Origin of the sequence: Bradyrhizobium sp. 138 (assembly GCF_023074075.1) — a bacterium.
Taxonomy (GTDB): Bacteria; Pseudomonadota; Alphaproteobacteria; order Rhizobiales; family Xanthobacteraceae; genus Bradyrhizobium.
In genome coordinates this window covers 111,517-135,409 of the sequence record NZ_JADPKT010000016.1, presented here as the reverse complement: position 1 = coordinate 135,409, position 23,893 = coordinate 111,517, and the positions used below count along the sequence as shown (strand labels likewise).

25 protein-coding genes are annotated in these 23,893 nt (G+C 64.8%); 10 read left to right on the top strand and 15 right to left on the bottom strand.

Annotated features, from left to right (window positions below):
- Entirely contained in the window at positions 1-1,263 is a 1,263-nt protein-coding gene (locus IVA79_RS09520; protein WP_247552227.1) for a serine hydrolase domain-containing protein, read from the top strand.
- Here the strand turns inward: IVA79_RS09520 and IVA79_RS09515 are convergent, their stop codons facing one another.
- From IVA79_RS09515 to IVA79_RS09470, 10 genes are all read right to left on the bottom strand, one after another.
- The gene (locus IVA79_RS09515) at positions 1,264-2,331 is read right to left on the bottom strand and encodes a threonine aldolase family protein (RefSeq protein WP_247552224.1); all 1,068 of its coding nucleotides are present in this window, start codon (positions 2,329-2,331) and stop codon (positions 1,264-1,266) included. It abuts the gene before it with no gap.
- Positions 2,332-2,367: 36 nt separating this feature from the next.
- On the bottom strand, positions 2,368-2,652 hold the full coding sequence (locus IVA79_RS09510) for a type II toxin-antitoxin system RelE/ParE family toxin (protein ID WP_247552222.1): 285 nt from the start codon (positions 2,650-2,652) through the stop codon (positions 2,368-2,370).
- Positions 2,649-2,876: a hypothetical protein gene (locus IVA79_RS09505; RefSeq protein ID WP_247552220.1), complete on the bottom strand. Its 228-nt coding sequence runs from the start codon at positions 2,874-2,876 to the stop codon at positions 2,649-2,651. The genes IVA79_RS09510 and IVA79_RS09505 overlap by 4 nt, the downstream gene beginning before the upstream one ends.
- A 113-nt stretch (positions 2,877-2,989) precedes the next feature.
- Positions 2,990-3,607 (bottom strand): 30S ribosomal protein S4, encoded by a 618-nt coding sequence (rpsD, locus tag IVA79_RS09500; RefSeq protein ID WP_014494148.1) that lies wholly within the window; start codon positions 3,605-3,607, stop codon positions 2,990-2,992.
- Between the two features lie 200 nt (positions 3,608-3,807).
- A complete protein-coding gene (locus IVA79_RS09495; RefSeq protein WP_247552218.1) occupies positions 3,808-4,575 on the bottom strand; it encodes an acyltransferase in 768 nt (255 codons plus the stop codon).
- A gap of 105 nt (positions 4,576-4,680) precedes the next feature.
- Positions 4,681-5,064: a cupin domain-containing protein gene (locus IVA79_RS09490; RefSeq protein WP_247552216.1), complete on the bottom strand. Its 384-nt coding sequence runs from the start codon at positions 5,062-5,064 to the stop codon at positions 4,681-4,683.
- Positions 5,065-5,127: 63 nt separating this feature from the next.
- Positions 5,128-5,901: an aldolase/citrate lyase family protein gene (locus IVA79_RS09485; RefSeq protein WP_247552214.1), complete on the bottom strand. Its 774-nt coding sequence runs from the start codon at positions 5,899-5,901 to the stop codon at positions 5,128-5,130.
- A 62-nt stretch (positions 5,902-5,963) separates the two neighbouring features.
- On the bottom strand, positions 5,964-6,761 hold the full coding sequence (murI, locus tag IVA79_RS09480) for a glutamate racemase (protein ID WP_247552212.1): 798 nt from the start codon (positions 6,759-6,761) through the stop codon (positions 5,964-5,966).
- Positions 6,762-6,989: 228 nt separating this feature from the next.
- On the bottom strand, positions 6,990-7,796 hold the full coding sequence (locus tag IVA79_RS09475; RefSeq protein ID WP_247552210.1) for a cyclic nucleotide-binding domain-containing protein: 807 nt from the start codon (positions 7,794-7,796) through the stop codon (positions 6,990-6,992).
- Between the two features lie 250 nt (positions 7,797-8,046).
- Positions 8,047-9,111 carry a preprotein translocase subunit SecD gene (locus tag IVA79_RS09470; protein ID WP_247552208.1) on the bottom strand — a complete coding sequence of 355 codons (1,065 nt, stop codon included), beginning with the start codon at positions 9,109-9,111 and terminating at the stop codon, positions 8,047-8,049.
- A gap of 241 nt (positions 9,112-9,352) precedes the next feature.
- Here IVA79_RS09470 and IVA79_RS09465 point away from each other — a divergent pair, with 241 nt between their 5' ends.
- The 4 genes from IVA79_RS09465 to IVA79_RS09450 all read left to right on the top strand — a co-directional run bounded on the left by IVA79_RS09465 (position 9,353) and on the right by IVA79_RS09450 (position 14,537).
- Positions 9,353-9,637, top strand: a complete 285-nt coding sequence (locus IVA79_RS09465; protein ID WP_247552206.1) for a hypothetical protein — start codon at positions 9,353-9,355, stop codon at positions 9,635-9,637.
- 85 nt (positions 9,638-9,722) lie between these two features.
- Positions 9,723-10,460: a hypothetical protein gene (locus IVA79_RS09460; protein WP_247552204.1), complete on the top strand. Its 738-nt coding sequence runs from the start codon at positions 9,723-9,725 to the stop codon at positions 10,458-10,460.
- 172 nt (positions 10,461-10,632) lie between these two features.
- The gene (locus IVA79_RS09455) at positions 10,633-12,540 is read left to right on the top strand and encodes an acyl-CoA synthetase (protein ID WP_247552202.1); all 1,908 of its coding nucleotides are present in this window, start codon (positions 10,633-10,635) and stop codon (positions 12,538-12,540) included.
- Between the two features lie 194 nt (positions 12,541-12,734).
- On the top strand, positions 12,735-14,537 hold the full coding sequence (locus IVA79_RS09450) for a caspase family protein (protein WP_247552200.1): 1,803 nt from the start codon (positions 12,735-12,737) through the stop codon (positions 14,535-14,537).
- 36 nt (positions 14,538-14,573) lie between these two features.
- On the opposite strand, the gene IVA79_RS09445 is transcribed toward IVA79_RS09450, so the two are convergent.
- A complete protein-coding gene (locus tag IVA79_RS09445; protein WP_247552197.1) occupies positions 14,574-15,746 on the bottom strand; it encodes a M20 aminoacylase family protein in 1,173 nt (390 codons plus the stop codon).
- Positions 15,747-15,859: 113 nt separating this feature from the next.
- Positions 15,860-17,167 carry an adenylosuccinate lyase gene (gene purB, locus IVA79_RS09440; protein WP_247552195.1) on the bottom strand — a complete coding sequence of 436 codons (1,308 nt, stop codon included), beginning with the start codon at positions 17,165-17,167 and terminating at the stop codon, positions 15,860-15,862.
- 559 nt (positions 17,168-17,726) lie between these two features.
- Here purB and IVA79_RS09435 point away from each other — a divergent pair.
- Positions 17,727-18,314 (top strand): TetR family transcriptional regulator, encoded by a 588-nt coding sequence (locus IVA79_RS09435; RefSeq protein WP_247552193.1) that lies wholly within the window; start codon positions 17,727-17,729, stop codon positions 18,312-18,314.
- 28 nt (positions 18,315-18,342) lie between these two features.
- Here the strand turns inward: IVA79_RS09435 and IVA79_RS09430 are convergent, their stop codons facing one another.
- The 3 genes from IVA79_RS09430 to IVA79_RS09420 form a co-directional block, all read right to left on the bottom strand.
- Positions 18,343-18,642 carry a hypothetical protein gene (locus IVA79_RS09430; RefSeq protein WP_247552191.1) on the bottom strand — a complete coding sequence of 100 codons (300 nt, stop codon included), beginning with the start codon at positions 18,640-18,642 and terminating at the stop codon, positions 18,343-18,345.
- Positions 18,643-18,752: 110 nt separating this feature from the next.
- On the bottom strand, positions 18,753-19,403 hold the full coding sequence (locus IVA79_RS09425; protein ID WP_247552189.1) for a response regulator transcription factor: 651 nt from the start codon (positions 19,401-19,403) through the stop codon (positions 18,753-18,755).
- 7 nt (positions 19,404-19,410) lie between these two features.
- Entirely contained in the window at positions 19,411-20,781 is a 1,371-nt protein-coding gene (locus tag IVA79_RS09420) for a histidine kinase (protein ID WP_247552187.1), read from the bottom strand.
- Positions 20,782-20,980: 199 nt separating this feature from the next.
- Between IVA79_RS09420 and IVA79_RS09415 the strand changes: the two genes are divergently transcribed.
- The 4 genes from IVA79_RS09415 (at position 20,981) to IVA79_RS09400 (ending at position 23,891) form a co-directional block, all read left to right on the top strand.
- On the top strand, positions 20,981-21,751 hold the full coding sequence (locus tag IVA79_RS09415; protein WP_247552185.1) for a MotA/TolQ/ExbB proton channel family protein: 771 nt from the start codon (positions 20,981-20,983) through the stop codon (positions 21,749-21,751).
- Complete coding sequence (locus IVA79_RS09410) at positions 21,748-22,434, top strand: hypothetical protein (protein ID WP_247552183.1); 687 nt, start codon at positions 21,748-21,750, stop codon at positions 22,432-22,434. The genes IVA79_RS09415 and IVA79_RS09410 overlap by 4 nt, the downstream gene beginning before the upstream one ends.
- On the top strand, positions 22,427-23,032 hold the full coding sequence (locus IVA79_RS09405; protein WP_247552181.1) for a hypothetical protein: 606 nt from the start codon (positions 22,427-22,429) through the stop codon (positions 23,030-23,032). Before IVA79_RS09410 ends, IVA79_RS09405 begins: the two co-directional genes overlap by 8 nt.
- Positions 23,033-23,150: 118 nt before the next feature.
- Positions 23,151-23,891 carry a metallophosphoesterase family protein gene (locus tag IVA79_RS09400; protein ID WP_247552179.1) on the top strand — a complete coding sequence of 247 codons (741 nt, stop codon included), beginning with the start codon at positions 23,151-23,153 and terminating at the stop codon, positions 23,889-23,891.
- Positions 23,892-23,893: the final 2 nt, after the last annotated feature.

Sequence of the window (23,893 nt, the reverse complement as noted above, 5' to 3'; positions counted from 1 at the left end):
ATGAGCGGGCGCCGCGCGCTGATCGCGGCGCTCGTTCTTCTGGTCGGCGTGGTCGGTACGCGTGCAAGCTCCGAGCGCGCCGCGCACAAATTCTCGGCCGAAGGCCTTGCAAAGGTCTCCGACTACATCAGGAACGAGGTCGCAACCGGGAAGATTCCCGGGGCCATCCTGCTACTCCAGCAGCACGGCAAGCCGGTCTACTACGAGAATTTCGGCGTCCGCGACGTCGCGACCGGGATCCCGATGAGCGCGGACACGATCTTCCGCCTCTATTCGATGTCGAAGCCGATCACGTCAGTCATGGCGATGATGCTGGTCGAGGAGGGCAAGCTTTCGCTCGATGATCCCGTCTCGAAATACATTCCGGCCTTTGCGGGGATGAAGGTTGGTGTCGAGAGGAAAGCCGAGGACGGCAAGGTTGCGCTGGCGCTGGAGCCGCTCGCGCGCCCGGTGACGATCGAAGATTTGATGCGGCATACCGCCGGGATCCCCTACGGCTATTATGGTGGGGATCTGGTGAACAAGCTCTATGCCGACGCCGGACTGTTCGACAACGGGAATTCGACCAATGCCGAACTCGTCGCGAAGATCACCTCACTGCCGCTCGCCGAACAGCCCGGCACCATCTGGGATTACGGCCACTCCACCGACGTGCTCGGGCGCATCATCGAGGTGATCTCGGGGGAATCGCTGTTCGTGTTCGCGAGGAAGCGGCTGCTCGACCCACTCGGGATGAAGGACGCGGCGTTTTACGTCGCCGATCCCGCCAAATGGCCGCGTATCGCCGAGCCGATGCCGCAGGATCGGGTGATGAGCCCGATGGCGCAGGTTCGCGATATCAGGAAACCACTGCAATGGGAGTCGGGCGGCAGCGGTCTTGTCGGCACGGTCGGCGACTATGCGCGCTTCTCGCAAATGCTGCTCAACGGCGGCACGCTTGAAGGTCGACGCTACCTGAAGCCGGAAACTATCGCCTCCATGGCGTCGGATCATATCGGTCCCGAAACCCACGTCGAGCGCGACAAGAATTACTATCCGGGTGAGACCAGCGGCTTCGGCCTCGGCTTTGCCGTGCGTACCTCGGTGCCGCCGGGCACCATGTGGCCGCTTGGCGAATATCGCTGGGACGGCGTTGGCGGCACCTTCTTCTTCATCGATCCTGAAGACGACTTGTTCGGAATCTTCATGGTGCAGACCCCGTCGCAGCGCGGCCGGATCCAGCTCGCGCTGAAGACGCTGATCTATCAGGCGATGGGGCGGTAGCTACGCCCCGCGCACGATCTCGCGCACGTATCCGATCGTCTCCTCGATCTGGCCCGCATCGACGTCGAGATGGGTGCAGGCGCGGATGCGGCCGTCCATCATCGCGAGCGTCACGCCGCGCTGGCGCAGCGCCTCGACCATCTTGGCGCCGGGAATGCCGGCGCCGTCCGGCTTGAAGAACACCAGATTGGTCTCGGGCTCCTGCACCTCGATGCCTGCGATCTGCGACAGCCCGCGGGCGAGTGCGCGCGCATTGGCATGGTCGTCCGCAAGGCGCTCGACGTGATGATCGAGCGCATAGATGCAGGCGGCCGCGCAAACACCGGCCTGTCGCATCGAGCCGCCGAGCCGCTGCTTCCACTGCCACACCGCGTCGATGAAGGCGCGCGAGCCCGCCAGCACACCGCCGATCGGTGCGCCCAGGCCCTTGGAGAAGTCGATCCAGGCCGAATCCCAGCCGGCGGTCATGTCGCGCGGCGAGATGCCGCTCGCCACCGTGGCGTTGAGGAGGCGCGCGCCGTCCATGTGGGTGACGAGGCCGTGTTGTTTGGCGATCGCGACGATCTCGTCGAGATCAGCCTTCTTCCAGATCGTGCCGCCGCCGATATTGGCGGTCTGCTCGACGCTGACGACAGTCTGCGGCGGCTGGTAGCGCGTGCGCGGATGCAGAGCCTTGCGGAGCGTCTCCGGCGTGAACTGGCCGTCGGGGCCCTTGAGCTGGGTGACCTGGAAGCCGCCGATTGCGGCATGCGCGCCGCCTTCGCGGGCGATGATGTGGGCGGTCTCATGCGCCAGGATCTCGTCGCCCGGGCGGCAATGCACTAGCGTCGCGGTGACGTTGCACATCGTGCCTGAGGGCATATAGACCGCGGCCTCCTTGCCGAGCAGATCCGCAACGCGCTCGCACAGCGCGTTCACTGTGGGATCGTCGCCGACCTGCTCGTCGCCGACCTCCGCCCGCGCCATCGCCTCGCGCATCGCGGCCGTGGGCTTGGTCTGCGTGTCCGAGAGCAGGTTGATGCGTACTGATGGCGCCTTGGGGTCGATCGGGGGCGGGGTGTAGAGCATCAACTTGCTCCCTGAGGGAATGGCATGTGCTCGCGGTCAGCGAGTTCTGGGTGGACGCCGGGCGGCGTGGCGAAACCGCATAATAACGATTTCTGTCTCGGTCACACGATAGTCGATCAGATAGGGATAAGGGTTGACCGGTAAGCGACGGACGTATGCACGATTGGTCTGCCGCCCTGCATACGGGTGATCCCCAAGCAGCGCGATGAGCGCGACGATGCGGTCGCGCACGTGATTGGCTCCTTGGAGAGAACGCGCATCGATGTAGGTCAGAACTTCGTCGATTTGGACCAGTGCCCGCTTGGTGTAGCGGACTTTCACAGCCCGTGCTTTGCCCACATCGCGCGGACTTCGGCGGTGCTGGCTAACTCGCCGCGGGCGATTTCAGCCTCGGCCTCGGCGAGATCTGCCTCTTCCGCTGCCGTTAGCTGGATAGGAGGTTGATCGACCCCGGCGAGTTCGAGCAGAGTTCGCGCCAGCTCGTCCTGCTCTGAATCGGGCAGGCCGGAAACCTTGATGAAAGCCTCTTCCAGAAGACGCGTCATGATCAACTCCGCTAGGTGCGAGCATAGCACGGAGGGGCTGAAACATGGAGTGGCTGCCTGAAACAAAAAGGCCCCGGAAACCGGGGCCTTTGAATGTCGTTCTGCCGTGCCTATCAGCGCGAATAGAATTCGACGACCAGATGGGGCTCCATCTGCACCGGGAACGGCACGTCGGAGAGGCCGGGGATGCGGACGTATTTCGCCGTCATCTTGCCGTGGTCGACTTCGAGATAGTCGGGCGTGTCGCGCTCGGGGAGCTGGCTGGCTTCGAGCACGTGGGCGAGCTGCTTGGAGGCTTCCTTGACCTCGATCACGTCGCCGACCTTGAGCTGGTAGCTCGAAATGTTGACCTTGCGGCCGTTCACCTTGATGTGGCCGTGGTTGATGAACTGGCGCGCGGCGAAGATCGTCGAGACGAACTTGGCGCGGTACACCACCGCGTCGAGACGACGCTCCAAGAGGCCGATCAGGTTCTCGCCGGTGTCACCCTTGAGGCGGCTCGCCTCGACATAGATGCCGTGGAACTGGCGCTCGCTGATGTTGGCGTAGTAGCCCTTCAGCTTCTGCTTGGCGCGCAGCTGCACGCCGAAGTCGGAGAGCTTGCCCTTGCGGCGCTGGCCGTGCTGGCCCGGGCCGTATTCGCGGCGGTTCACGGGGCTCTTCGGGCGGCCCCAGATGTTCTGGCCCATACGGCGATCGATCTTGTACTTCGCCTCACTGCGCTTAGTCATCGCGTCCTCTTCGGTTGCCTGGTTTGAGGAAACGCGCCCTCCTGTGTGACGGGATAGATCCCGGCACCGACAGGTCCGATCCCCAAAGCTTAAGGGAGTGGACCACGGGTCGCGAAACGCTTCGCGGGCCGAAATCGGCCCGCGAGCAGGCGGCTTTTAGGGGAGTTTGGGGTTCGCTGTCAATGCGAATGGCCCCGGAATCACGTTCCGACCACCCGTATCGGCTTCGACCCGGCCGCCCGCAATTCAGCAGCGATTTCAGTGTTCAGGACCTGTTCCAGCCGGGTCAGGACCCGGGCGATCGGGGCGGCATCCGTCACCCGATGGTCCCAGCGGATCACGACATGAATGGTCTGGTCCGCCTCGACCGTCCCATAGCTGACGATGAAGGGGCCTGGCGTGATGGGGTGGAGCTCGCCGCCGCCATAGGCGGCCACCGAGCTTACCGCGAAGCTGCCGAACCAATTGCCGCGCTGTCGGCCGAAATTCAGGCCGATCGCCCAAGACAAGCGCCGCAGCGGCAGTGGCAGACGGGTCGCCCGCATGATCTTGCGGAACATGGGGACATCCTCGACCGGTGCCGTCTTGGCGCGCCGGATTTCGGCATCGACGGCCGTCAGCGCCATGGCGTCGGGGGCCGCGATTCGCTGCGGGATCACGCATTCCTCGCCATCGTCGACCCGCGCGATCGCCACCAGCGCCACGCTCTTGGGCAGCTCATAAAGGGTCGGCCAAGGCCATTTGGCATAGACGGTGCGCAGGATCGGCTCGTCCCTCGCCACCAGGGCAAAGGCTTTGACGAACATCGCGGCCCAGCCGGCAGGCGCGGTTGCGCCTGTGCGGGCCTCCAGCACAGGGCGGATGTTGAGCGAACGGGATAGCGAAACGAATGGCACGCCCATCGAGGCGTGCATGAGGTCGCAAATCAAACGGCGCCGCAGCGAGATGGTCTTGGGCGTCCCGCGCATTGGTCTTTCGGTTCCGGATCAAAGATTAAAATATGTGCAGCGAGCGGCGCTCGCCCGATCGCTCTAGCATGAACCAACCCGCTTGGGGCCGGTCGGTTCGCCGCATCAGGGCGCCGGCGAGGCCAGCGGCTTAGTCTTGTCGACGACGTAAATCCCAAGCACTTTCATGGCCTTGTCGCCATGAGCCTTGGCGTCGTGCACGACGCCTGCGGGAATCTGGTAGGAATCACCGGCTTTCAGGGTTTTGTCCGGCTGCCCGTCGATCAGAAGAGTGAGCTCGCCTTCCAGGACGTAGCCCGTCTCAATTCCGGGATGGGTATGGCGTCCGGCCGCGCCGCCCGCCGGGACTTCCGCGATGGCGGTGATGGTGTTGTAGCCATCCGGGAACTCGACCTTCTGAAGCGGGGTGCGCTTGATGCCGGGCTGTTGGGCGAAGGCCGCAAAGGCAAGGCCTGCAAAGGACAGAGCGAGCAAAGTCTTTTTGAGCATGGTTTTTCCTCCCGGAACGACCCTAGCAGTGCGCCAATTCCCGGCAAGATGGCAATCGGCTTGTCAGCGCCTGATCCCCTCGAACGCCGCCATGATGCCGCGCTGGAATAGCGACCAGTCGAAGCCGAGCGCGATCGCGCGGTAGCCGCGGTCGACGAGGGCGTTGGCCTGGTCGGCGGTGCGCGCCACGCCGCCGATCGGCACGCCCCTTCTGAGGATGCCGGCCTCGGCGCGGGCAACCAGCTCCAGCAATTCCGGATCGTCCATCCGGCCGCGCTTGTTGATGGACGTCGCGAGGTCGCCGGGGCCGATCACCGCGACGTCGATGCCGGGTGTCGCCATGATCTCGTCGATGCGGTTGACGGCGTCGACATGCTCGATGGTGATCATGCAGATCATCTCGTCGTCGGCGTTCGCCATGTAGTCCGGCATCGACTGGCCCCAGCGGAACGGCGCATGGAACGGACCCCAGAGCCGATCGCCGCGCGGCGGGTAGCGCACGCTGCGCACCGCCTTCTCTGCATCCGCGCGGTTGGTGATCATCGGAAAGTTGATGCCGAAGGCTCCGATGTCCATCGGGGCTTTCGCAAGCCAGGGCTCGTTCGCCGCGATCCGCACCAGGGGCGTGCACGGCGTGCCCGTCGTCGCCGCGATCATCGCATGCGCTTCGGTGAGCCCGATCGGTCCATGCTCGAGGTCGACGATGATCCAGTCGAGCGAGCGCGCCATGATCTGCACGGTCTGCACGCTCGGGATGGTCGCGATGGCGCCGAAGGCGGGACGGCCTTCGCGCCAAAGCTGGCGGAGACGGTTGAGCGGCGTGGTCGGGACCGACATGGAAAAGGCCTGCGACTAGGTGACGACGGCAAAACCTAGCAGCGCGCCGTCGCCCCGCAAAGTCAGGCCAGGGCGCGACCGCCGAAGAACGGCATCAGCATGGTCGAGAGGCCATGCATGCGGTTCGAGGTGAAGATCATCTCGGCGCGGTCTTGCGCGATGCCGCCGATCCGCGGGCCAAGCAGATCCGAGACGCGGCGCGCGATCGCGGGCGCGGGGTCGATCCAGTCGACCGGCCAGGGTGCCAGCCGCTTCAGCCGATCGAGCAGCAGCGGATAATGGGTGCAGGCGAGCACGACGGTGTCGGTGCGCGTGCCGGCGTCCTCGGCATCGCCGACGAAGCAGGGGGTGAGTTCGGCGCGGATCGCCTCGTCGCTGATCGGAGCTCCGCCGAGCTCGGCTTCAGCCAGCGAGGCGAGCTCGGGCGAGCCGACCAGCGTCACTTCGCAGCCCTGCGCAAAGTCGCGGATCAGGGCTTTGGTATATTCCCGCTTCACCGTGCCCTTGGTGCCGAGCACCGAGACGCGGCGGGTCCTCGACTGCGCGCAGGCCGGCTTGATCGCTGGCACGGTGCCGACAAAGGGCACGGAATAAGCGGCGCGCAGGTGCGACAGGACCAGGGTGGATGCCGTGTTGCAGGCGATGACGACGAGGTCAGGGTCATGCGTGCCGATCAATTCACCCATCAGCGGCACGACGCGGGCGATGATCTCGTCCTCGCTGTGGTGGCCGTAGGGGAAAAAGGCGTCGTCGGCGACGTAGACGTAATGCGCATCCGGGCGCGCTGCCACGACCTCACGGAGCACCGTGAGCCCGCCAAGGCCGGAATCGAACACCAGGATGGTCGGAGAATTGGTCACAAAATTACCCTAGCCCGCCATGGTTACCATTCGGTTTTTAGGGCGATTTTGCGGCGGAGCCCCGCAAAGACCCGGAGAGCCGACGTCTGTCCCGGACGCGCAGCAACGCCTCTTTGCGTTGCTGCGCAGAGCCGGGACCCACGGCGCAGTCGCTCTAGGGGGCACGAGAGCTGGGCACGTTCTCTCCACACGCGTCGTCATATGCGGCGTTACGTGGACCGCCTACGGTCACGCGATCCTGTTCGTCGTCGCCGCTCGCTCGCTGGCGAGCTGCTTTTGCAGGCGGTCGATGTTCTGCAGCAGGCGCTGGCTGGTCAGCACCAGGAAGTAGTAGCCGAACTGGGGATCCTGGAAGTAGATCTCGAGCAGCCGGTCATAGGTGATGGTCAGCACCTGGCCGTCCTCGATGCATTCGATCGTTCCGGTGCGGCGGTTGTCCGGCGTCAGGAAGCCAAGCTCGCCCATCAGTGCGCCCGGCCCGATCTCGACATTGATCTCCTTGACCAGGAACTTGCCCGTTACGGTGAGGAGCATCTCGTTGGCCTGGTCGCCCAGCTTGAACAGCGTGTCGCCGCGGCGATATCTGCGCTCGGTCATGAACGGCTTGAGCCATTCGATCGACATGTCGCCTTCGGCCGCATGGCGCGCCTTCTTGACCAGCTTGAGCATCTGCCGCAGCCGCAGCGCGTTGATCGGAAGCAGCAGCAGATAGAGCAGGAACGTCGCGACGTTGGCGGTGAGCGCGCCGAAGACGGCAAAGAACGCGCAGCCGACCATGTTGGCGACGCGCAGGGGCACCATCGTCCGCATCAGGAGGGTGGCGACGAAGAAGCCGGCGCCGACGGCGGCGAACAGATTGGCGAACGTGATGTTGTGGATGAAGATCTCCAGCAGCCGATTGAAGATCGCATCATAGGTGACGTTGTTGGGATCGAGGCCCATCTGGACCAGGATCTTCGCGATCCTGAGATTATCCGTTGCCGCATCGAGAATGCGGTCGAGGATCGAGGAAATGTCTGCGCTGCCGGACGGCATTGTACTAACCCCGCGTAAGGCCTTCAGTCCTGGTCGGTATGCTCGACACGTATAGCCAAAATCGCATGACGGCCGGCTGAAATGAAGCCTTCGGCCGCCATGTCGCAAGAGGCAAATTTTAGCCCGATCGGGCGCTTCGGCAATTGCCCGTTGGTTGCGCGTCTGGCTGCGATGCGGCCGTGATTCGGGGCGGCCTACGGCGTCGCGAGGGGCTGGGCGCCGAGGCGGGGGGCGTTGGACGACCTTCGCTTTATGGCTTGGCGGCGGGTTGGACGACCTGCTGCTCGACAAGGCCAAGACGACCGGGCAGCGACCCGGCGCGCAGCAGCATGGCAACGCTGTTGGCCTCATCCAGGGTGAAGTTGCCGGAAATCTGGACGGAGCCGCCGGTGATGGGCTCGCGGATCACGGGGGAGGAGATCACCTTGTCGTCGAGCGCGATGGCGAAGGGCATTCCAACGTTCTCTGCGGTGATGTGGGCGAAGCGCCGCGTACCGCGGCCGTTGAATCGGAACGAGGCGATCGGCTCCTTCGTGTCGCTCGTAAATCCCGGTCCCGCGTAGCTGATGTCGTCGCCGTCGAGCGCGCTAGCCTTGACGAGATAGGGGAGCTTGTCCTTGAAGCCGAACATGATTTCCGCGCCCGAAGGAGGCGTGCCGGATTGCGCCTGCTCCGCCGACATCGTGACATCGATCAGGCGGAAGCTGACCTTGACCTTCTTGGCGAAGATCGCGGTGATACGCTCTGGCAGGAAGATGCGGATGCGGTCCGTTCCCTCAGGCTGGACGCTGGCCAGTGTGACGCCGGCGTCCTTGAGGCGCTGCTCGATCATGGCGATGGAATCTTCGACGAGATCGCGTAGCCGTGCAGCGGATGCGGCATCGGTCGGCGCGAGCCTGATCAGCCCGTCTCCGGCGTCGGTCACGGTGAGCGCATGCGTAGGCAATCCCTCTGCCGCCGAGGCGAGCTTGCGCGTGAGCAGGCCTCGGCCCTTGGCGTCCGCGATCTTCAATTCGACGCCGCCGTCACGGATGGCAAGGCCGGAGAAGGCGATCCGGCCCTCACGCAGTGTCTTGTAGACGTCGTCGCGCAGATCCGTGGTGAGCGCCTCCCGCAAGGCGTCGCTGTCCACCTTGTAGATGATGCGCGATCCGCCCAGCTTCTCCATCTTGTCGGTGATGAAAACCGCGACCTTCGCGCGCACCTTGTCGAACTGGCTGTCCGCGGCGCGCGCGGCGGAGGGCAGGGCCACCGTGGTTGCGATGGCGAACGCAGCGATCAGCCGGTTGATGCGGTTCCGCAGAGGCGTGATCATGGACTTTCTCGCGTTTCGCGGCCAGGGCAATTCTTGGTCCCGCGATCGGTCGCGGAGGTTCATTGCTCGGATTTTTCTCATAAAATGAAGTGTTTTCAGATGCTTGCGATCGTAACCGGGATACGGTGTTGCGTAACCGGGATACGCGTGATAGGATCCTGTACGAAGGAGCAAGGCCGACGTGGTGTCAGCGAATAAACGCGTCAGGAAATACCGAAGCGAAGGCGGTGCGGCAGATCTGGTGCGCGTCGAAGTGCTGATTCCGCCGGCGGCTCGCAACGAAGTTCTGGCGGTGGCCTCGCGCATACGGGCGGAATATCGCCGGACCAAAGAGCTCCAGTCACTCCTCGACGATGCACTCCGTCTCTACGGACCGCGCATACTGGATAACGTCGATCTCGATCGGCTTCCCGATCTCCGGTCACGTGCCGCGGTCGCCGCCCGCGCCATGATCGATCGCGGCGATGCAAAGGCATTTGCGATGGGCAGGAAGATGCTCGATCGGGTCAGCGCGTGCGAGGACTAAGATGGCTCTAAGCAAGCTACAGAGCGACATTCTGCGGCTTCTGGCCAAGAACCGCTCGAAGAGCAGCTATCTTGCAGGCGGCTTGATGCTCAATAAGGATTGGCAAAGGCGATCCGACGACATCGACATTTTCCATGACACCGATGAGGAGGTGACCGAGACCGCAAAGGCCGATCTGGCCGCCCTCGATGCAGCCGGCTTCAAGGCGCATCGGGACTTCATCGTCTATGGCTGCGTCGATGCGACCGTTTCGCGCGATGGCGAGTCGACGATCATCCAATGGTTCGCCGAGACGAAGCTCCGTTTCTTTCCGCTCATTCGAGATGAGGAATGGGGTGCCCGTCTTCATCAGGCCGATCTTGCCGTCAACAAGGTGCTAGCTGCCGCAGGTCGTTCGAAGGCGCGCGACATCGCCGATCTCGTGGCCATCGGCCGCGACTATTGTCCGCTCGGGCCGCTCGTGCTTGCTGCGGCGGGCAAGCCGCCCAATTTCTCTCCGCACCGGACTATCGAAGAAATCCGTCGGCATGCGTTGTCGATTCCGGCCGAGGAATTTACTGCCGTTAGGGGCCTGCCATCGGCATGGTCGGCGGCTTTCATTCGCGAGGAGGTGCTTCGGCTGATCGAAGCTGCGGACCGCTACGTGATGGCCGCGCCGCCAGAACTGATCGGGATACTTGCTGTCAGCAAGACGAACGTCCCGATCGAGGTTGCAGTTTCGGACCCTCTGAAGGCAGTCCTGCGCAAGGCTACTGCCGAGCCGGAAGTGATGCCGGCTCCGGCCGATTTCAACGCGGTGGGCTGGACGCCCGACCGCCCGTAACGTCTTGAGGGGTAACGACGGATCGCAGCGTGTGGCTGATTGCATCGGCCATGGACGAACGCCAAATCATCCATCATTCTGCCGGCTCGGCCGACCATCGGCCGAAGCCTCGCCGCAGCAAAATGTCAAAAGACAGGGGCGGGGACATGCATCTGAGGGAGGATGGAATTCCATGGCGGGTATCCACGCGCTCGATCGGTTTATCGGCAACGACTATCCGGAACTGGCGACGGACGCGGAAGTCCGGGCCTTCGAGCAGGTCCCTTATCCCGACCGCATCGCGGCCGAGAGCACCTATGACGCGATCAGGCTCGGGGCGGCGCGCAATCCCGACGGCGCGGCGATCCAGTTTCTGCAAAACGCCGATCCCGCCGACACGCCGCTGGTGGTGACCTACCGGGACTTCGTCGCGCGCGTCACGCAGGCCGCCAACATGTTTCACGCGCTGGGCGCGGAGAAGGGCGACGTCATCAGCTTCATGCTGCCGCTGGTCCCCGATGCGTTCGTGACGCTGTTCGGCGCCGAGGCCGCGGGCATCGCCAATCCCGTCAATCCACTGCTCGAGCCGTATCAGATCGCCGAGATACTGGAGGCCGCGCAGACGAAAATCCTGGTGGCGCTCGGGCCGATGCCCGGCACCGACATCTGGCAGAAGGTCGAGCAGATCCGCCCGCAGCTCAAGCACCTCAAGGCGATCGTGCAGGTGTTCGGCGGCGGCGATCCCGCCAAGGGCATCTTTGCCTTCAACGACCTGATCAAGCAGCAGCCGTCCGACCGGCTCGTCAGCGGACGCAAGATCCTTGGCGGCGAGATCGCCGCCTATTTCCACACCGGCGGCACCACGGGCACGCCAAAGCTGGTGCGGCACACGCATACGAACCAAGTCTATCAGGCCTGGGCGCTCCACCTGCTGCTGAAGGGGAAGCCGGGCGCCAATCTGCTGTTTGGCATGCCGCTGTTTCACGTCGGGGGCTCGCTGACGCAGGTGCTCACGACGCTGTCGAGCGGGGCATCGCTGGTCGTGCTGTCGCCGAGCGGCTGGCGCAACCCGAACGCGGTGAAGAACATCTGGCAGCTCGTCGAGCGCTTCAAGCCGGAGGCGCTGTCCAGCGTGCCGACGGTGCTGGCCGCGACGCTCGCGGTGCCGCCGGGCAACGCTGATATCTCCAGCCTGAAATATGCAGCCGGCGGCGGCTCGGCGATCCCCGTCGCGGTTGGCTCGGCGATCCAGGACAGGTTGAAGCTGCCGGTGGTCGAGGTCTACGGCATGACCGAGACCTCGAGCGTGCACACGCTTGCCTATCCGTCACGGCCGATCCGCCTCGGCTCGGTCGGCCTGCCCATGCCCTATTCGCGCGTGCGTATCGTGCAGCTCGATGCCGACGGCTGCCTGATCCGCGACTGCAAGCCGGACGAGATCGGTGTCGTCATCATGGCCGGGCCCGGCGTGTTCGACGGCTATCTCAACGACGAACACAACAACGGCGCCTTCGTCGACGAGGCCTGGGTCAATTCCGGCGATCTCGGCCGCGTCGATGCCGACGGCTATCTCTGGATCACCGGTCGCGCCAAGGATCTCGTGATCCGCGGCGGCCACAACATCGATCCGGCGCCGATCGAAGAGATCATGTTCCGCCATCCCGCCGTCGGCTTCGCCGCCGTGGTCGGCCAGCCCGACGCCTATGCCGGCGAACTGCCGGTGGGCTACGTGCAGCTGAAGCCGGGCGCCAAGGTCGAGCCGGGCGAATTGGAGACGTGGGTACGCGAGCGCACGCCGGAGCGTGCCGCCGTTCCGGTGCAGGTCATCCCGATCGATCCGATGCCGGTGACCGGCGTCGGCAAGGTGTTCAAGCCGCAGCTGCGCTGGGATGCGGCCGAGCGCGTGTTCACCAAGGTGCTGGCGCCGCTGGTCGATCGCGGCATCGATTGCAAGGTGAAGGTCGGCGCCCATGGCAGCCACGGCTCGATCGCGACTGTCACGCTTGCCGGTCTACCGGCCGACCAGCGCGAGCGGGTTGCCAGCGAGGTGCACGCGCTGCTTGCACCGTTCGTGATGCGCCATGAGGTCGTGCAAATGTAGCGCCGTTTGGGCATAGTTCGACAGCAGGGCGACCCTTCGCCGCATTATCCTTACCCCCGTTTGAAGAGTCCTGTGTGACCGGCATCACATAGGAAGAATTAGCATTCGGCGACGCTACCGAATAGTCTCAGGGAATTGCATCCGGGGGGACGCAAGTGATTCCGTTTCGGCTATTTGCATTGTTGATAGTGGCGATGGGACTTACCTGCGGATCGGCACACGCCGATCGGCGGGTCGCGCTCATCATTGGGAATTCGGCCTACAAGAGCGCGCCCAAGCTCAACAATCCCGTGAACGATGCCACCCTGATCGGCGGCATGTTCAAGAAGGCAGGCTTCGATTCCGTCGATGTCAGGCTGGATCTCAGTGCGAGCGAGATGCGACGCATGTTGCGCGAGTTCGCCGGTAGGTCCCGCGATGCGGACATGGCGGTGATCTATTATGCCGGCCACGGCATCGAGCTCGACGGCAACAATTATCTGATTCCGACCGACGCGACGCTGGAGACGGATGGCGACGTTCTCGACGAGACCATCCCTGTCGAGCGCGCAATGTTCGCAGTCGAGCCCGCCAAGCAGCTGCGTCTGATCATCCTCGATGCCTGCCGCGATAACCCGTTTGCCAAGTCGATGAAGCGCACGCTGGCCTCGCGCGCGATCGGACGCGGCTTGGCCAAGGTGGAGCCAACCAGCCCGAATACGATGATTGCCTTCGCCGCGAAGGCCGGCTCGACCGCATCCGACGGCGATTCCCGCAACAGTCCGTTCGCCACCGCGCTGGTCGAGCACCTGCCGAAGCCGGGCCTCGATCTGCGCAAGGCGTTCGGCTTCGTCCGCGACGACGTGCTCAAGACCACCGGCTACAAGCAGGAGCCTTACGTCTACGGCTCGCTCGGCGGCGACGACGTGCCGCTCGTGGTGAAGCCGGCCGCGACCGGTCCGCAGGCAAACCCGCAGGATGCCATTCGCAGGGACTACGAGCTCGCGCTCCAGCTTGCGACGCGCGATGCCTGGGAAGCCTTTTTGGCGGCGTACCCGGACGGCTTTTATGCCAACCTCGCCAAGGGACAGTTGAACAAGATAGGCGCCGAAGAGACGCGCGTCGCTGCCGAGCAAAAGGCCAAGACGGCCGAGCAGGAAAAGGCACGGCTCATTGCCGAGCGTGCCCAGAAAGCCGAGCAGGAGAAGGCTGCTGCTGCGGCCAAGGCCGCCGAAGAGGCGCGAATCGCTGCGGAGAAGCAAAAGCAGATCGAACAGGCCAAAGCGGAAGCGGCCGAGCATCAGCGCAAGGCCGCCGAGGCGGCGGCCGCGAAAGCGCTGGCCGAGAAACAGGCGGCAGAGAAGGCCAAGGCCGAGCTGGCCGCCAAGCAGGCCGCCGAGAAAGCGGAGCAGGGGGCCAAGCCTGCCGCCGATCGGCAGATGCCCGAAGTCGAGAACCGGAAAGTGGCCGCGCTGTCGCCTGGGCCCGCATCGACATTATCGGCAGCCGAGCTTTCCAAATCGGTACAGAGCGAATTGCGCCGCGTCGGCTGCCTGACCTCATCTGCGGAGAGCGAGTGGAGCTCGGCCGCGCAACGGTCGCTGACGCTTTTCAACAAATATGCCGGCACCCAGTTCGACGTGAAGCTCGCCAGCGTCGACGCGCTCGACGCGCTCAAGGCGAAGCCGGGACGGGTCTGTCCGCTGGTGTGCAATTTCGGCTTCAAGGCCGATGGCGATCAATGCGTGAAGATCACTTGCCGCCCCGGCTATCGTCTCGGCGACGACAACGAATGCGAGAAGGTCCAGGAGAAGAAGCCGGTCGCGACGCGCGAGGAACCGAAGAGGCGCGATCAGGACCGGAAAGAAGCGGAATCTGCGGCACCAAAGTCGCAAGCCTCCGGTCAGATGATCTGCGGTCAGGCCGGCTGCAGACCGGTCGCAAAGGGGTGCCGCCTTGGTTTGGTGCCCAGTGCAGGCAGCGGGGTCGTGAAGATTACTGGCGAGATCTGCAACTGACCAGACCGCGCCTCGTCTCCCATAACAAGACCGGTCCTAACCCGCCGGCATCCGCGTCTCGACCAGGCGCGCCCAGAACGAGGCGCCGTGGCCGAGGATGTTGTCGTTGAAGACGTAGGCCGGGTGGTGGCACTCGTTGCCGTCGCCCATGCCGACCAGCACCATCGCGCCGGGACGGGCTTCCAGCATGAAGGAGAAATCCTCGGCACCCATCATCGGGATGAACTTGTCGTTGACGCGCTCAGCGCCGACGATGTCGCGGGCGACGTCGGCGGCAAGGCCGGCCTCGCGCGCATGGTTCATCGTCACCGGATACATCCGCGTGTACTTGGTCTCGGCCGAGCCGCCATAGGCACGCGCAATGCTGTCGGCGACTTCGCCGATGCGGCGCTCGACGAGGTCGCGCACCTCAGGATCGAGCGTGCGCACGGTGCCGCCGAGCTCGGCGATTTCAGGGATGATGTTGAAGGCGGTGCCGGAGTGGAATTGCGTGATCGAGATCACCGCTGATTTCAGCGGATCGACGTTGCGCGCCACGATCGATTGCAGCGCGTTGACGATCTGCGAGCCGATCAGCACGCTGTCGACGGATTTGTGCGGGCCCGCGCCGGCGTGGCCGCCCTTGCCGTGGACCGTGATCTGGATGTTGTCGGAGGAGGCGAGCATCGCGCCGGGCGTGGTTGCGAAATGGCCTTCGGGCAGGTTCGGCATGTTGTGCATGCCGTAGACCTCCTGGATGTTCCAGCGCGCCATCAGCCCGTCCTCGACCATGGCCTTACCGCCGCCGCCGCCTTCCTCGGCGGGCTGGAAGATCATGATCGCCGTGCCGTCGAAATTGCGCGTCTCGGCGAGGTATTTGGCGGCGCCCAGCAACATCGCGGTGTGGCCGTCATGGCCGCAGGCGTGCATCTTGCCGGGGACCTTCGATGCATAAGGCACGCCCGAGGTTTCCATGATCGGCAGCGCGTCCATGTCGGCGCGCAGGCCGATGGTCTTGCCGGAGGCGGACTTGCGGCCGCGGATCACGCCGACGACTCCGGTCCGGCCGATGCCCGTCACCACCTCGTCGCAGCCGAATTCGCGCAAGCGATCGGCGACGATGCCGGCGGTGCGGTGGACCTCGTAGAGCAATTCGGGATTCTCGTGGAAGTCATGGCGCCAGGCGGCCATTTCGTCGGAGAGGGCGGCAACGCGGTTGACGATGGGCATGAGGTGGGATCCGTTTTGTTTTTGCGGTAGCCCGGATGAGCGAAGCGACATCCGGGATCTCTGTGAGAGGGTCCCCGGGTATCGCTGCGCTCACCCGGGCTACGCATCGGTGCTCAGCTCTCCCCGAACACGCGCTTGAAGATCGTATCGACGTGCTTGAGGTGATAGCCGAGGTCGAACTGCTCCTCGATCTCGGCGTCGGTGAGATATTTCTTCACCTCAGCGTCCTTCTTCAGGAGCTGCAAGAAGTCGCCTTCGCCGCGCCAGACCGGCATGGCGTTGCGCTGCACGAGCTTGTAGGAATCCTCGCGGCTCGCGCCCTTCTGCGTCAGCGCCAGGAGCACGCGCTGCGAATGCACGAGACCGCCGAGGCGGTCGAGGTTCTTCTGCATGTTGGCGGGGTAGACCAAGAGCTTGTCGATCAGGCCGGCGAGGCGCACCAGCGCGAAGTCGAGCGTCACGGTTGCGTCCGGGCCCATCATGCGCTCGGCCGAGGAGTGCGAGATGTCGCGCTCGTGCCAGAGCACGACGTTCTCCAGCGCTGGCGTCACATAGGCGCGGACCATGCGCGACAGGCCGGTGAGGTTTTCCGACAGCACCGGGTTGCGCTTGTGCGGCATCGCGGACGAGCCCTTCTGCCCCTCCGAGAAGAACTCTTCGGCCTCCAGCACCTCGGTGCGCTGCATGTGGCGGATCTCCACGGCGATGCGCTCGACCGAGGAGGCGATCACGCCCAGCGTCGAGAAATACATGGCGTGGCGGTCGCGCGGGATCACCTGGGTCGAGATCGGCTCGGGGACGAGGCCCATAGCCTTGGCCACGTGCTCTTCGACGCGTGGATCGATCTGCGCGAAGGTGCCGACGGCGCCGGAGATGGCGCAGGTCGCGACTTCCTTGCGCGCCGCGATCAGGCGCTCCTTGGCGCGGGTGAATTCGGCATAGGCGTAAGCGAGCTTGAGGCCGAAGGTCACGGGCTCGGCGTGAATGCCGTGGCTGCGGCCGATGGTCGGCGTCATCTTGTGCTCGAAGGCGCGCTTCTTCAGTGCGGCCAGCACCTTGTCGAGATCGGCAAGCAGCAGGTCGGCGGCGCGGGTGAGCTGGACGTTGAGGCAGGTGTCGAGCACGTCGGAGGAGGTCATGCCCTGGTGGACGAAACGCGCCTCGGGGCCGACGATCTCGGCGAGATGGGTAAGGAAGGCGATGACGTCGTGCTTGGTCTCACGCTCGATCTCGTCGATGCGGGCGACGTCGAAGGTGGCGTTCTTGGCCTTGGCCCAGACCGTCCTGGCGGCCTCCTTGGGGATGGTCCCAAGCTCGGCGAGGGCGTCCGCTGCATGCGCCTCGATCTCGAACCAGATCTTGAACCGGGTCTGCGGCTCCCAGATCGAGGCCATTTCCGGGCGGGTATAGCGGGGGATCATCTGACGGCTCCAGGAAGGTGGGCGGGCGGTCCTCGAGGGGTGGCGCCGGCCAAAATGCTTTTTACGCCGTGATTTAACAGAGCGGCGAGGGCGAAACAAACGTTCCGGCCCCGCTGAGCGGGGTACGGGACGGCTAATCCACCGGTGGGGCCGGGACGGGCCGCCCCCCGGAGATCAAAAATTAGATGTCAATCACGGATCATTGACTGACGGATATTGAAATCTGTTAGCGAGACGTGTATATCCGTTCTCGGACGCTCCGATTGGGCGTCCCGCGACTAGCCCCGGGGAGCCCGACATCCGAAGCAAGCTCGGATCGGAGGGCGAATTGAAGAACGGGACCGCGGACGAATGGAGACTTAGACAATGACGACCGAAATCCTCAATTTGACCGGCGTGATTGGGCATTGGCTCAATTTGCTGGTGGCGCGCCAGATCGCGGCGCAGGCTGCAAAACTGCCTCATTAAGGCATAGGCTTTCCGAAACGACCGGCAAGGGCGCTTCGGAAGCAGCCCTACTGCCGGGGTAACTGAGCCTCAACGGGAACATGGTGCTGGCATGAATGAAGCTGTTGTCTTGACGCCGGAGCGGATCCTCGAAGTCACCGAGGACGTGCTCAGGCGCTTCGGACTTGCCAAGGCCACCGTGGTCGACGTTGCCCGTGCGCTCGATGTGAGCCACGGCAGCGTCTACCGCCATTTTCCCAGCAAGGCTTCGCTGCGCGAGGCCGTGGCCAAACGCTGGCTCGATCGCATCGACGCGCCGTTGCGCGCGATCGTCGAGGAGCAGGGCCCGGCGCCGGCCAGGCTCGAGCGCTGGCTGCGCACGCTGTTCGCTGCCAAGCGTTCGCGCGTGCTCGACGACCCCGAGATGTTCGAGACCTATCTGACGCTGGCGCGCGAGGCCTGCGCGGCCGTCAAGTGTCACAAGGACACCATGATCGACCAGATCGCGGCGATCCTGAGCGACGGCGTGAAGCAGGGCGTGTTCGCCGTGGACGACGTCAAGACCACTGCGCGTGCCATCTTCGATGCCACCGTCCGCTTCCACCATCCGGCTCATGCCGACGAGTGGAGGGATGCCGATCTCTCCGCGCGCGTGGACGCGACGCTGGCGCTGCTGCTGCGCGGGCTGAAGGCGGGATAGTCCGCCGCACCTTCTCACCGCCTACCAGTCAGCCTCGCGCCTTCTGAAGATGAACGCCATTGTGAGCCGGCGGCGAGGACGTCGAGCGGCTCCGCGCATGGAAGCTCGGCTCGGGCACGACCGGGGGACTTTCCGGATAGGCATTGACCGCGATTTCGACGACATCCTTTGACCGCTTGCGCAGGCGGTAGAAGGTCAGCTCCTGTTCGAGCATGGGGCAGCGGAAGTGGACGACGGCGGTGTCCGGCAGACGGCAGAGTTCGTCGATGAGCTCGCCTACTGTGATGATCGGGGGATGGTCGACGGCGTTGTGATGACCCTTACTCATGACCTTTGACTCCTTCACTGCCGTGTTAACCGGAGCCGGATGGTCTCAGTTCCAATTTCGCTCAGTATTGAGAAGCTTCAACGGAACAGGACAGTGCGGCAGCTCTGCTGCTAGATCCTCGTCAGCCCGCACGTCGCCGCAAGGCGCACCAGCTGCGCATCCGTCCGCGCGCCGGTCTTGGTCTTGATAAGGTAGTGATAGTTCTGCACCGTCTTCACGCTGAGATTGAGATGCGCTGCGATCTGCTCGGTGGTGGCGCCGCCGGCAAATTGGCGCAAAATCTCGATCTCGCGTTCGCCCAATTGATCCAGCACTGAGCCGGTCGACAGGCTGTCCTCGGCGAGGATATGCGCGATGTCGTCGCTCATGGCGCGTTCGCCGCGGGCGACGCTGCGGATTGCACCTACGACTGCCGATGGCTCGCTGCTCTTGGTGACGAAGCCGCTGGCGCCGGCACCGAAGGCGGCTTTCACTAGTACCGCTTCGTTATGCATGGTGAAAACGAGGATCCGCGCCCGCGGGCTTCGTGCGCGGATGTTACGGATCGCTTCCAGCCCGCTCGCGCCCGGCATCGAGATGTCGAGCACGACGACATCGGGGTCATGCGCCTTGAAGGCGCCGTAGGCGTCCGCGGCGTTGTCGGCTTCCGCCACGACGTGGAGGTCGCCCTGGCTCTCCAGCACGCGCCGATAGCCTTGTCGGACGATCGGATGGTCGTCGACCAGCAGCACGGAGATGCCTGTTGCTGCCACCTCGCTCATTCCAACCTCACGCGGCGAGCGGGATGGTGGCGGCGACACTGAGGCCGCCGCGGGCGGGCAGGATCGACAGCGATCCGCCGGCCGCATTGATGCGCTCACGGATGCCGGTCAGGCCGAAACCGGCCGATTGCGCGACGCGCTCCGCGTCGCCGCCGCCGTCGTCCTCGACGCGTATCAGAAGGGCGTCGTCCTCGCCCGCGCGCCGTTCGACGCGCAACGAGATCTCGCGCGCCGCACCGTGACGCAGTGCGTTGGTCAGGCATTCCTGCGCGACCCGATAGGCGGTGGTGGCGGCCGGCCCGCTGATATCGGCGAGGTCGCCCCTGAGGTCGAGCTGGATCGTCGGCCGCGCCGCGCTGTGCGAGCGCCAGCTGTCCACCAAATTCACGAGGCTCACCTCCAGCCCGAGCTCCTCGGGCAGGGGGTTACGCAGACGCTTCAGCGCATCGCGAAGGGAGGCCATCAGATGATGGGTGGCCTGCGAGATCATCCGCGCATCCTGCGCGATGCCCTGGTCCCTGCCTGGCTTCGCGCTCGCCGTCTCGATGGTGTTGGCGAAGGCGAGAATGGCGGAGAGATTCTGCCCGAACTCGTCGTGCAGCTCGCGGGCGAGGGCGCGGCGTTCGTCGTCGCGGATCTCGATCAGGCGCCGCGTCAGCGCCGCGCGCTGCTCGGTGGCTTCCTCCAGCCGGCCGCCGAGCGCATCGACGGCGCTACCGATCATCGCCAGCTCCATGGAGCGGAAGCGCGGCAGGTTGGTGCGGTACTGTCCGCGCGCCATGCGCTGCAAGGCGGTCACGATCGCGCGCGCCGGTGCCAGGGCATGCGCGATCGCCAGCGAAGCCAGCAGCGCAATCGCCGCCGCCATCAATAGCGCGACGTCGATCACGTTGAGGATATACTCCCAGGCGAGCGAGATGGCGGCCGCGGCATCCGGCGTCGCGACCACGGTGCCTGCAGAAGCGGCGCGGGGGCTGACGGGCCGTACCACCTCGGCGTGGCTGCCGAGGAAGGTCGGCACGATTGCGGCGAACCAGCGCGGCGGCGCCTTGCCCAGTCCCTCACTCTGGCCGCAGAGCGGCTTCTCGAATGCCGTGGCGGGCTGGAACTCGACGCAGACGCCGGGTGAGATCAGCTTCATCGTCTCCAGCGTGCGCCAATCCGGAACCGGCAGGAGATGCTCGCGCGCTCTGCTGCTGCGCAACAAGAGCTCGCGCCAATACAGCGCCTGAAGCGCCTGCGCCACCCGCTGCGCCGAGGCCGCCGTTGCCCGGTCGACGCTGCGATAGGCGTCGAATGTGGCCCATATGGTCGCCGCGCCAAGACACAGTGCCACGATGAGCAGCAGACGGGCGACGAGCTGAAGCACGAGGCGCATGCGATCACCCCCAACGTTTGGTAAGCTCAGCCTAACAACGCCACCGCGCCTTGCCAATCGCAGGGTATGGCAGGATTGCAGCTCGGGCAAATTTCCCAAGCCGGATTGGGCATGGGTCTTTGGACCTGATACGGCGGCTTTGATCTAATCGGGTGGGAATCTTCATAAGCCAATCGTCGTGGGCGAGGAGCGGTGCAGCATGAGTTCGATGACGATTGGACCGATCGCGCCTGTAACGGCCGACCCATCCGAGCGCAGTGCGCTGCTGTTCTGGATGATCTTCACCGGGCTTTCGATCTTCGCCGTCGTGCTGCTATGGCGGTTCGGCCTGATCCACCTGATGCTGACCTCGGATCGAACGTACATTTCGAGCGTCATCGCGGTGCTCTACATCGTCACCTGCGGCCACTGCTTCCTGCGCACGCGGGCGATTGCCCGTGAAGGGGCCGCGGCGCGGCGCTGCCGGGCGATGCTATCGGCTGCCGGCGGCAGCAAGGCCCTGGAGGCAGGGGCGAGCGCGCTGCCGCGCGGCCTCGTACGCGATCACATCGAGAGCCTGGTGACCAAGGCTGCCGCGCAGGACTACCGTCCGGTGGACCAGACGCTGCTGCTGCGCACGCTGGCCGACCGGCTGCGCGGCTCCAACGGATTCGGTGCCTTCGTCTCGGACACGCTGATGAAGCTCGGCCTGCTCGGCACCATCATCGGCTTCATCATCATGCTGGCGCCGATCGCGGGGCTGGACGCGGCCGACAAGGTCGCGATGCGCTCCTCGATGGGCTTGATGAGCGACGGCATGGCGGTCGCGATGTACACGACGCTCGCCGGCCTCGTCGGCTCGATCCTGGTCCGCATCCAGTACTACATGCTGGACGCTGCGACCCAGCGGGTGTTCTCGGATGCGGTGGTACTGACCGAGACCTATGTGACGCCAGTGCTGGAGCGCAAGAGTTCTGGTGCGCGGTCATGATGGATGATTTCGGTCTCTATCCGCGCGAGGAGCCGTTCGATCCGCTGGGCGTGATGCTGTTCAAGGCGCTCCAGGTGATCGCGTTCCTGTTCTTTCTGGCGCTGCTTGCGGTCTCCCCGGACGCCAAGGACGGCAAGATCGACTCCAAGGCGGAGTTCATGATCACGCTGGACTGGCCCGACAATCACCCCGACGATCTCGACCTGTTCGTGCAGGACCCCGCCGGCAACATTGCCTGGTATCGTCACCGCGAGGCCGGCTTCCTCACGCTCGACCGCGACGACCGGGGCGGGGCCAACGACTTCATCATCGTCGCCGGCAAGAAGATCGCCTCGCCCATCCGCGAGGAGATCGTCACTGTGCGCGGCATCGTGGCCGGCGAGTACACCGTCAACGTCTCGCACTTCGTGGCGACGACAGGCGAACCCGTCACGGCCAATGTGAAGGTGCAGAAGCTCAATCCAACGGCGCAGGTGGTGTTCGACAACAAATTCACGCTCGACCACACCGGCGACGAGAAGACGGCGGTGCGGTTCCGGCTCGATGCCGAGGGCAAGGTCGTCAATGTCGACCAGCGGCCGAAATCGCTGCTGGAGACGTTCCGCAGCAGCTGGCGCAACGGCGCCGATCTCGACCCGAGGACCGGTGTGAGCAGCAACGCCAAGAGGGTGCGCCGTGACTGATCTGCAGACGGTCATCCTGACGCTGTCGGTCGCCTACGCCGTCATCGGCGCGCTGCTGCTGGTCGTGCTGGTTTATGCGCGGCTGCACTGGTCGCTGAAGGCGGTCGCCGTCGTCGTGACCAGCGCCTTCTACATCGTCAGCTTCACCGAGATGCGCGGCCTGCTCGGCTGGGCCAGCACCGACCGGCTGCCGACGACCTTCAAGCTGCTGAAGTCCCGTATCGTCGAGCCGCATTCGCTTCAGGGCGATCCCGGCTCGATCTATCTGTGGGTCGAGCAGCTCGATGAGGACAATCGCCCGAGCGGCATCCCGCGGGCCTTCCGCGTGCCCTACAATGACAGGCTCGCCGACAAGACCCATGCCGCGGAGAACGAGATCGCCCTTGGACATCCGCAAGGCGGCCGCGCCGCCGATTTCGGCGGCGGCGATGGCAGCCTCATCGACATGGTCCGCGAATATGTGACGCCGAAGACCATTCTGGAGACGACCGGCGGCGATTCCTCGACCGGCGAATTCCTCGCCCCGCCCGCCGGTGCGCAAGGTGCGGTGTTCACGCCGATCCCGCCGCCCCGGATGCCCCCGAAGGACGAGCAATAGGCCCTTCACCATCCGTGACAGCGGCGCGCTGGTCAACGGCGCGGCGCTGGCGCATCTTCTTGACCTCCCTCAATTTGGCCTTATCGGCTTTCGATAAGAATCTGAGGGTGGAGGGTGCGTGCTCCTAGCTGTCTTCTCGGATATCCACGGCAACAGGCAGGCCTTCGAGGCCTGTCTGAAAGTCGCCCGCGCGAAGGGCGCGGAGCGGTTCGTCCTGCTCGGCGATTTCGTCGGTTATGGCGCGGATCCCGAATGGGTGGTGGATACCGTGATGGAGCTCGTTGCCCAGGGTGCCATCGCCGTGCGCGGCAACCACGACCAGGCGGTCAATTCCTCGGCAGAGACCATGAACGCCGAGGCTCAGGTCGCGATCGAATGGACCCGCGGCCGGCTTGACACCGCGCAGCGGCGGTTCCTGGCCGAATTGCCGATGCTGGTAGAGGACGAGGGCCGTCTGTTTGTGCACTCGGAAGCCTCCAGTCCCCAGCGCTGGCACTATGTCCGATCGACGGCGGAGGCCGCCAGGAGCCTGATCGCGACGCCCTCCCATGTCACCTTCTGCGGCCATATCCATCGTCCCGCGCTCTATTCGATGTCGGTGACGGCGAAGATGACGAGTTTCGTGCCGAAGACCGACGTCCCGGTGCAGCTGCTGCGCGGACGGCAATGGCTCGCCGTGCTCGGCTCGGTCGGTCAGCCCCGCGACGGCGATCCGTCGGCAGCCTTCGTATTGTTCGACACCGAATCGTGTCAGATCACCTATTGCCGCGCGCCTTATGACGTCGCGGCCGCAGCGAGCAGGATCCGCGACAACGGCCTGCCGCACTGGCTTGCCGACCGCCTGTCGCAGGGGCGCTAGAG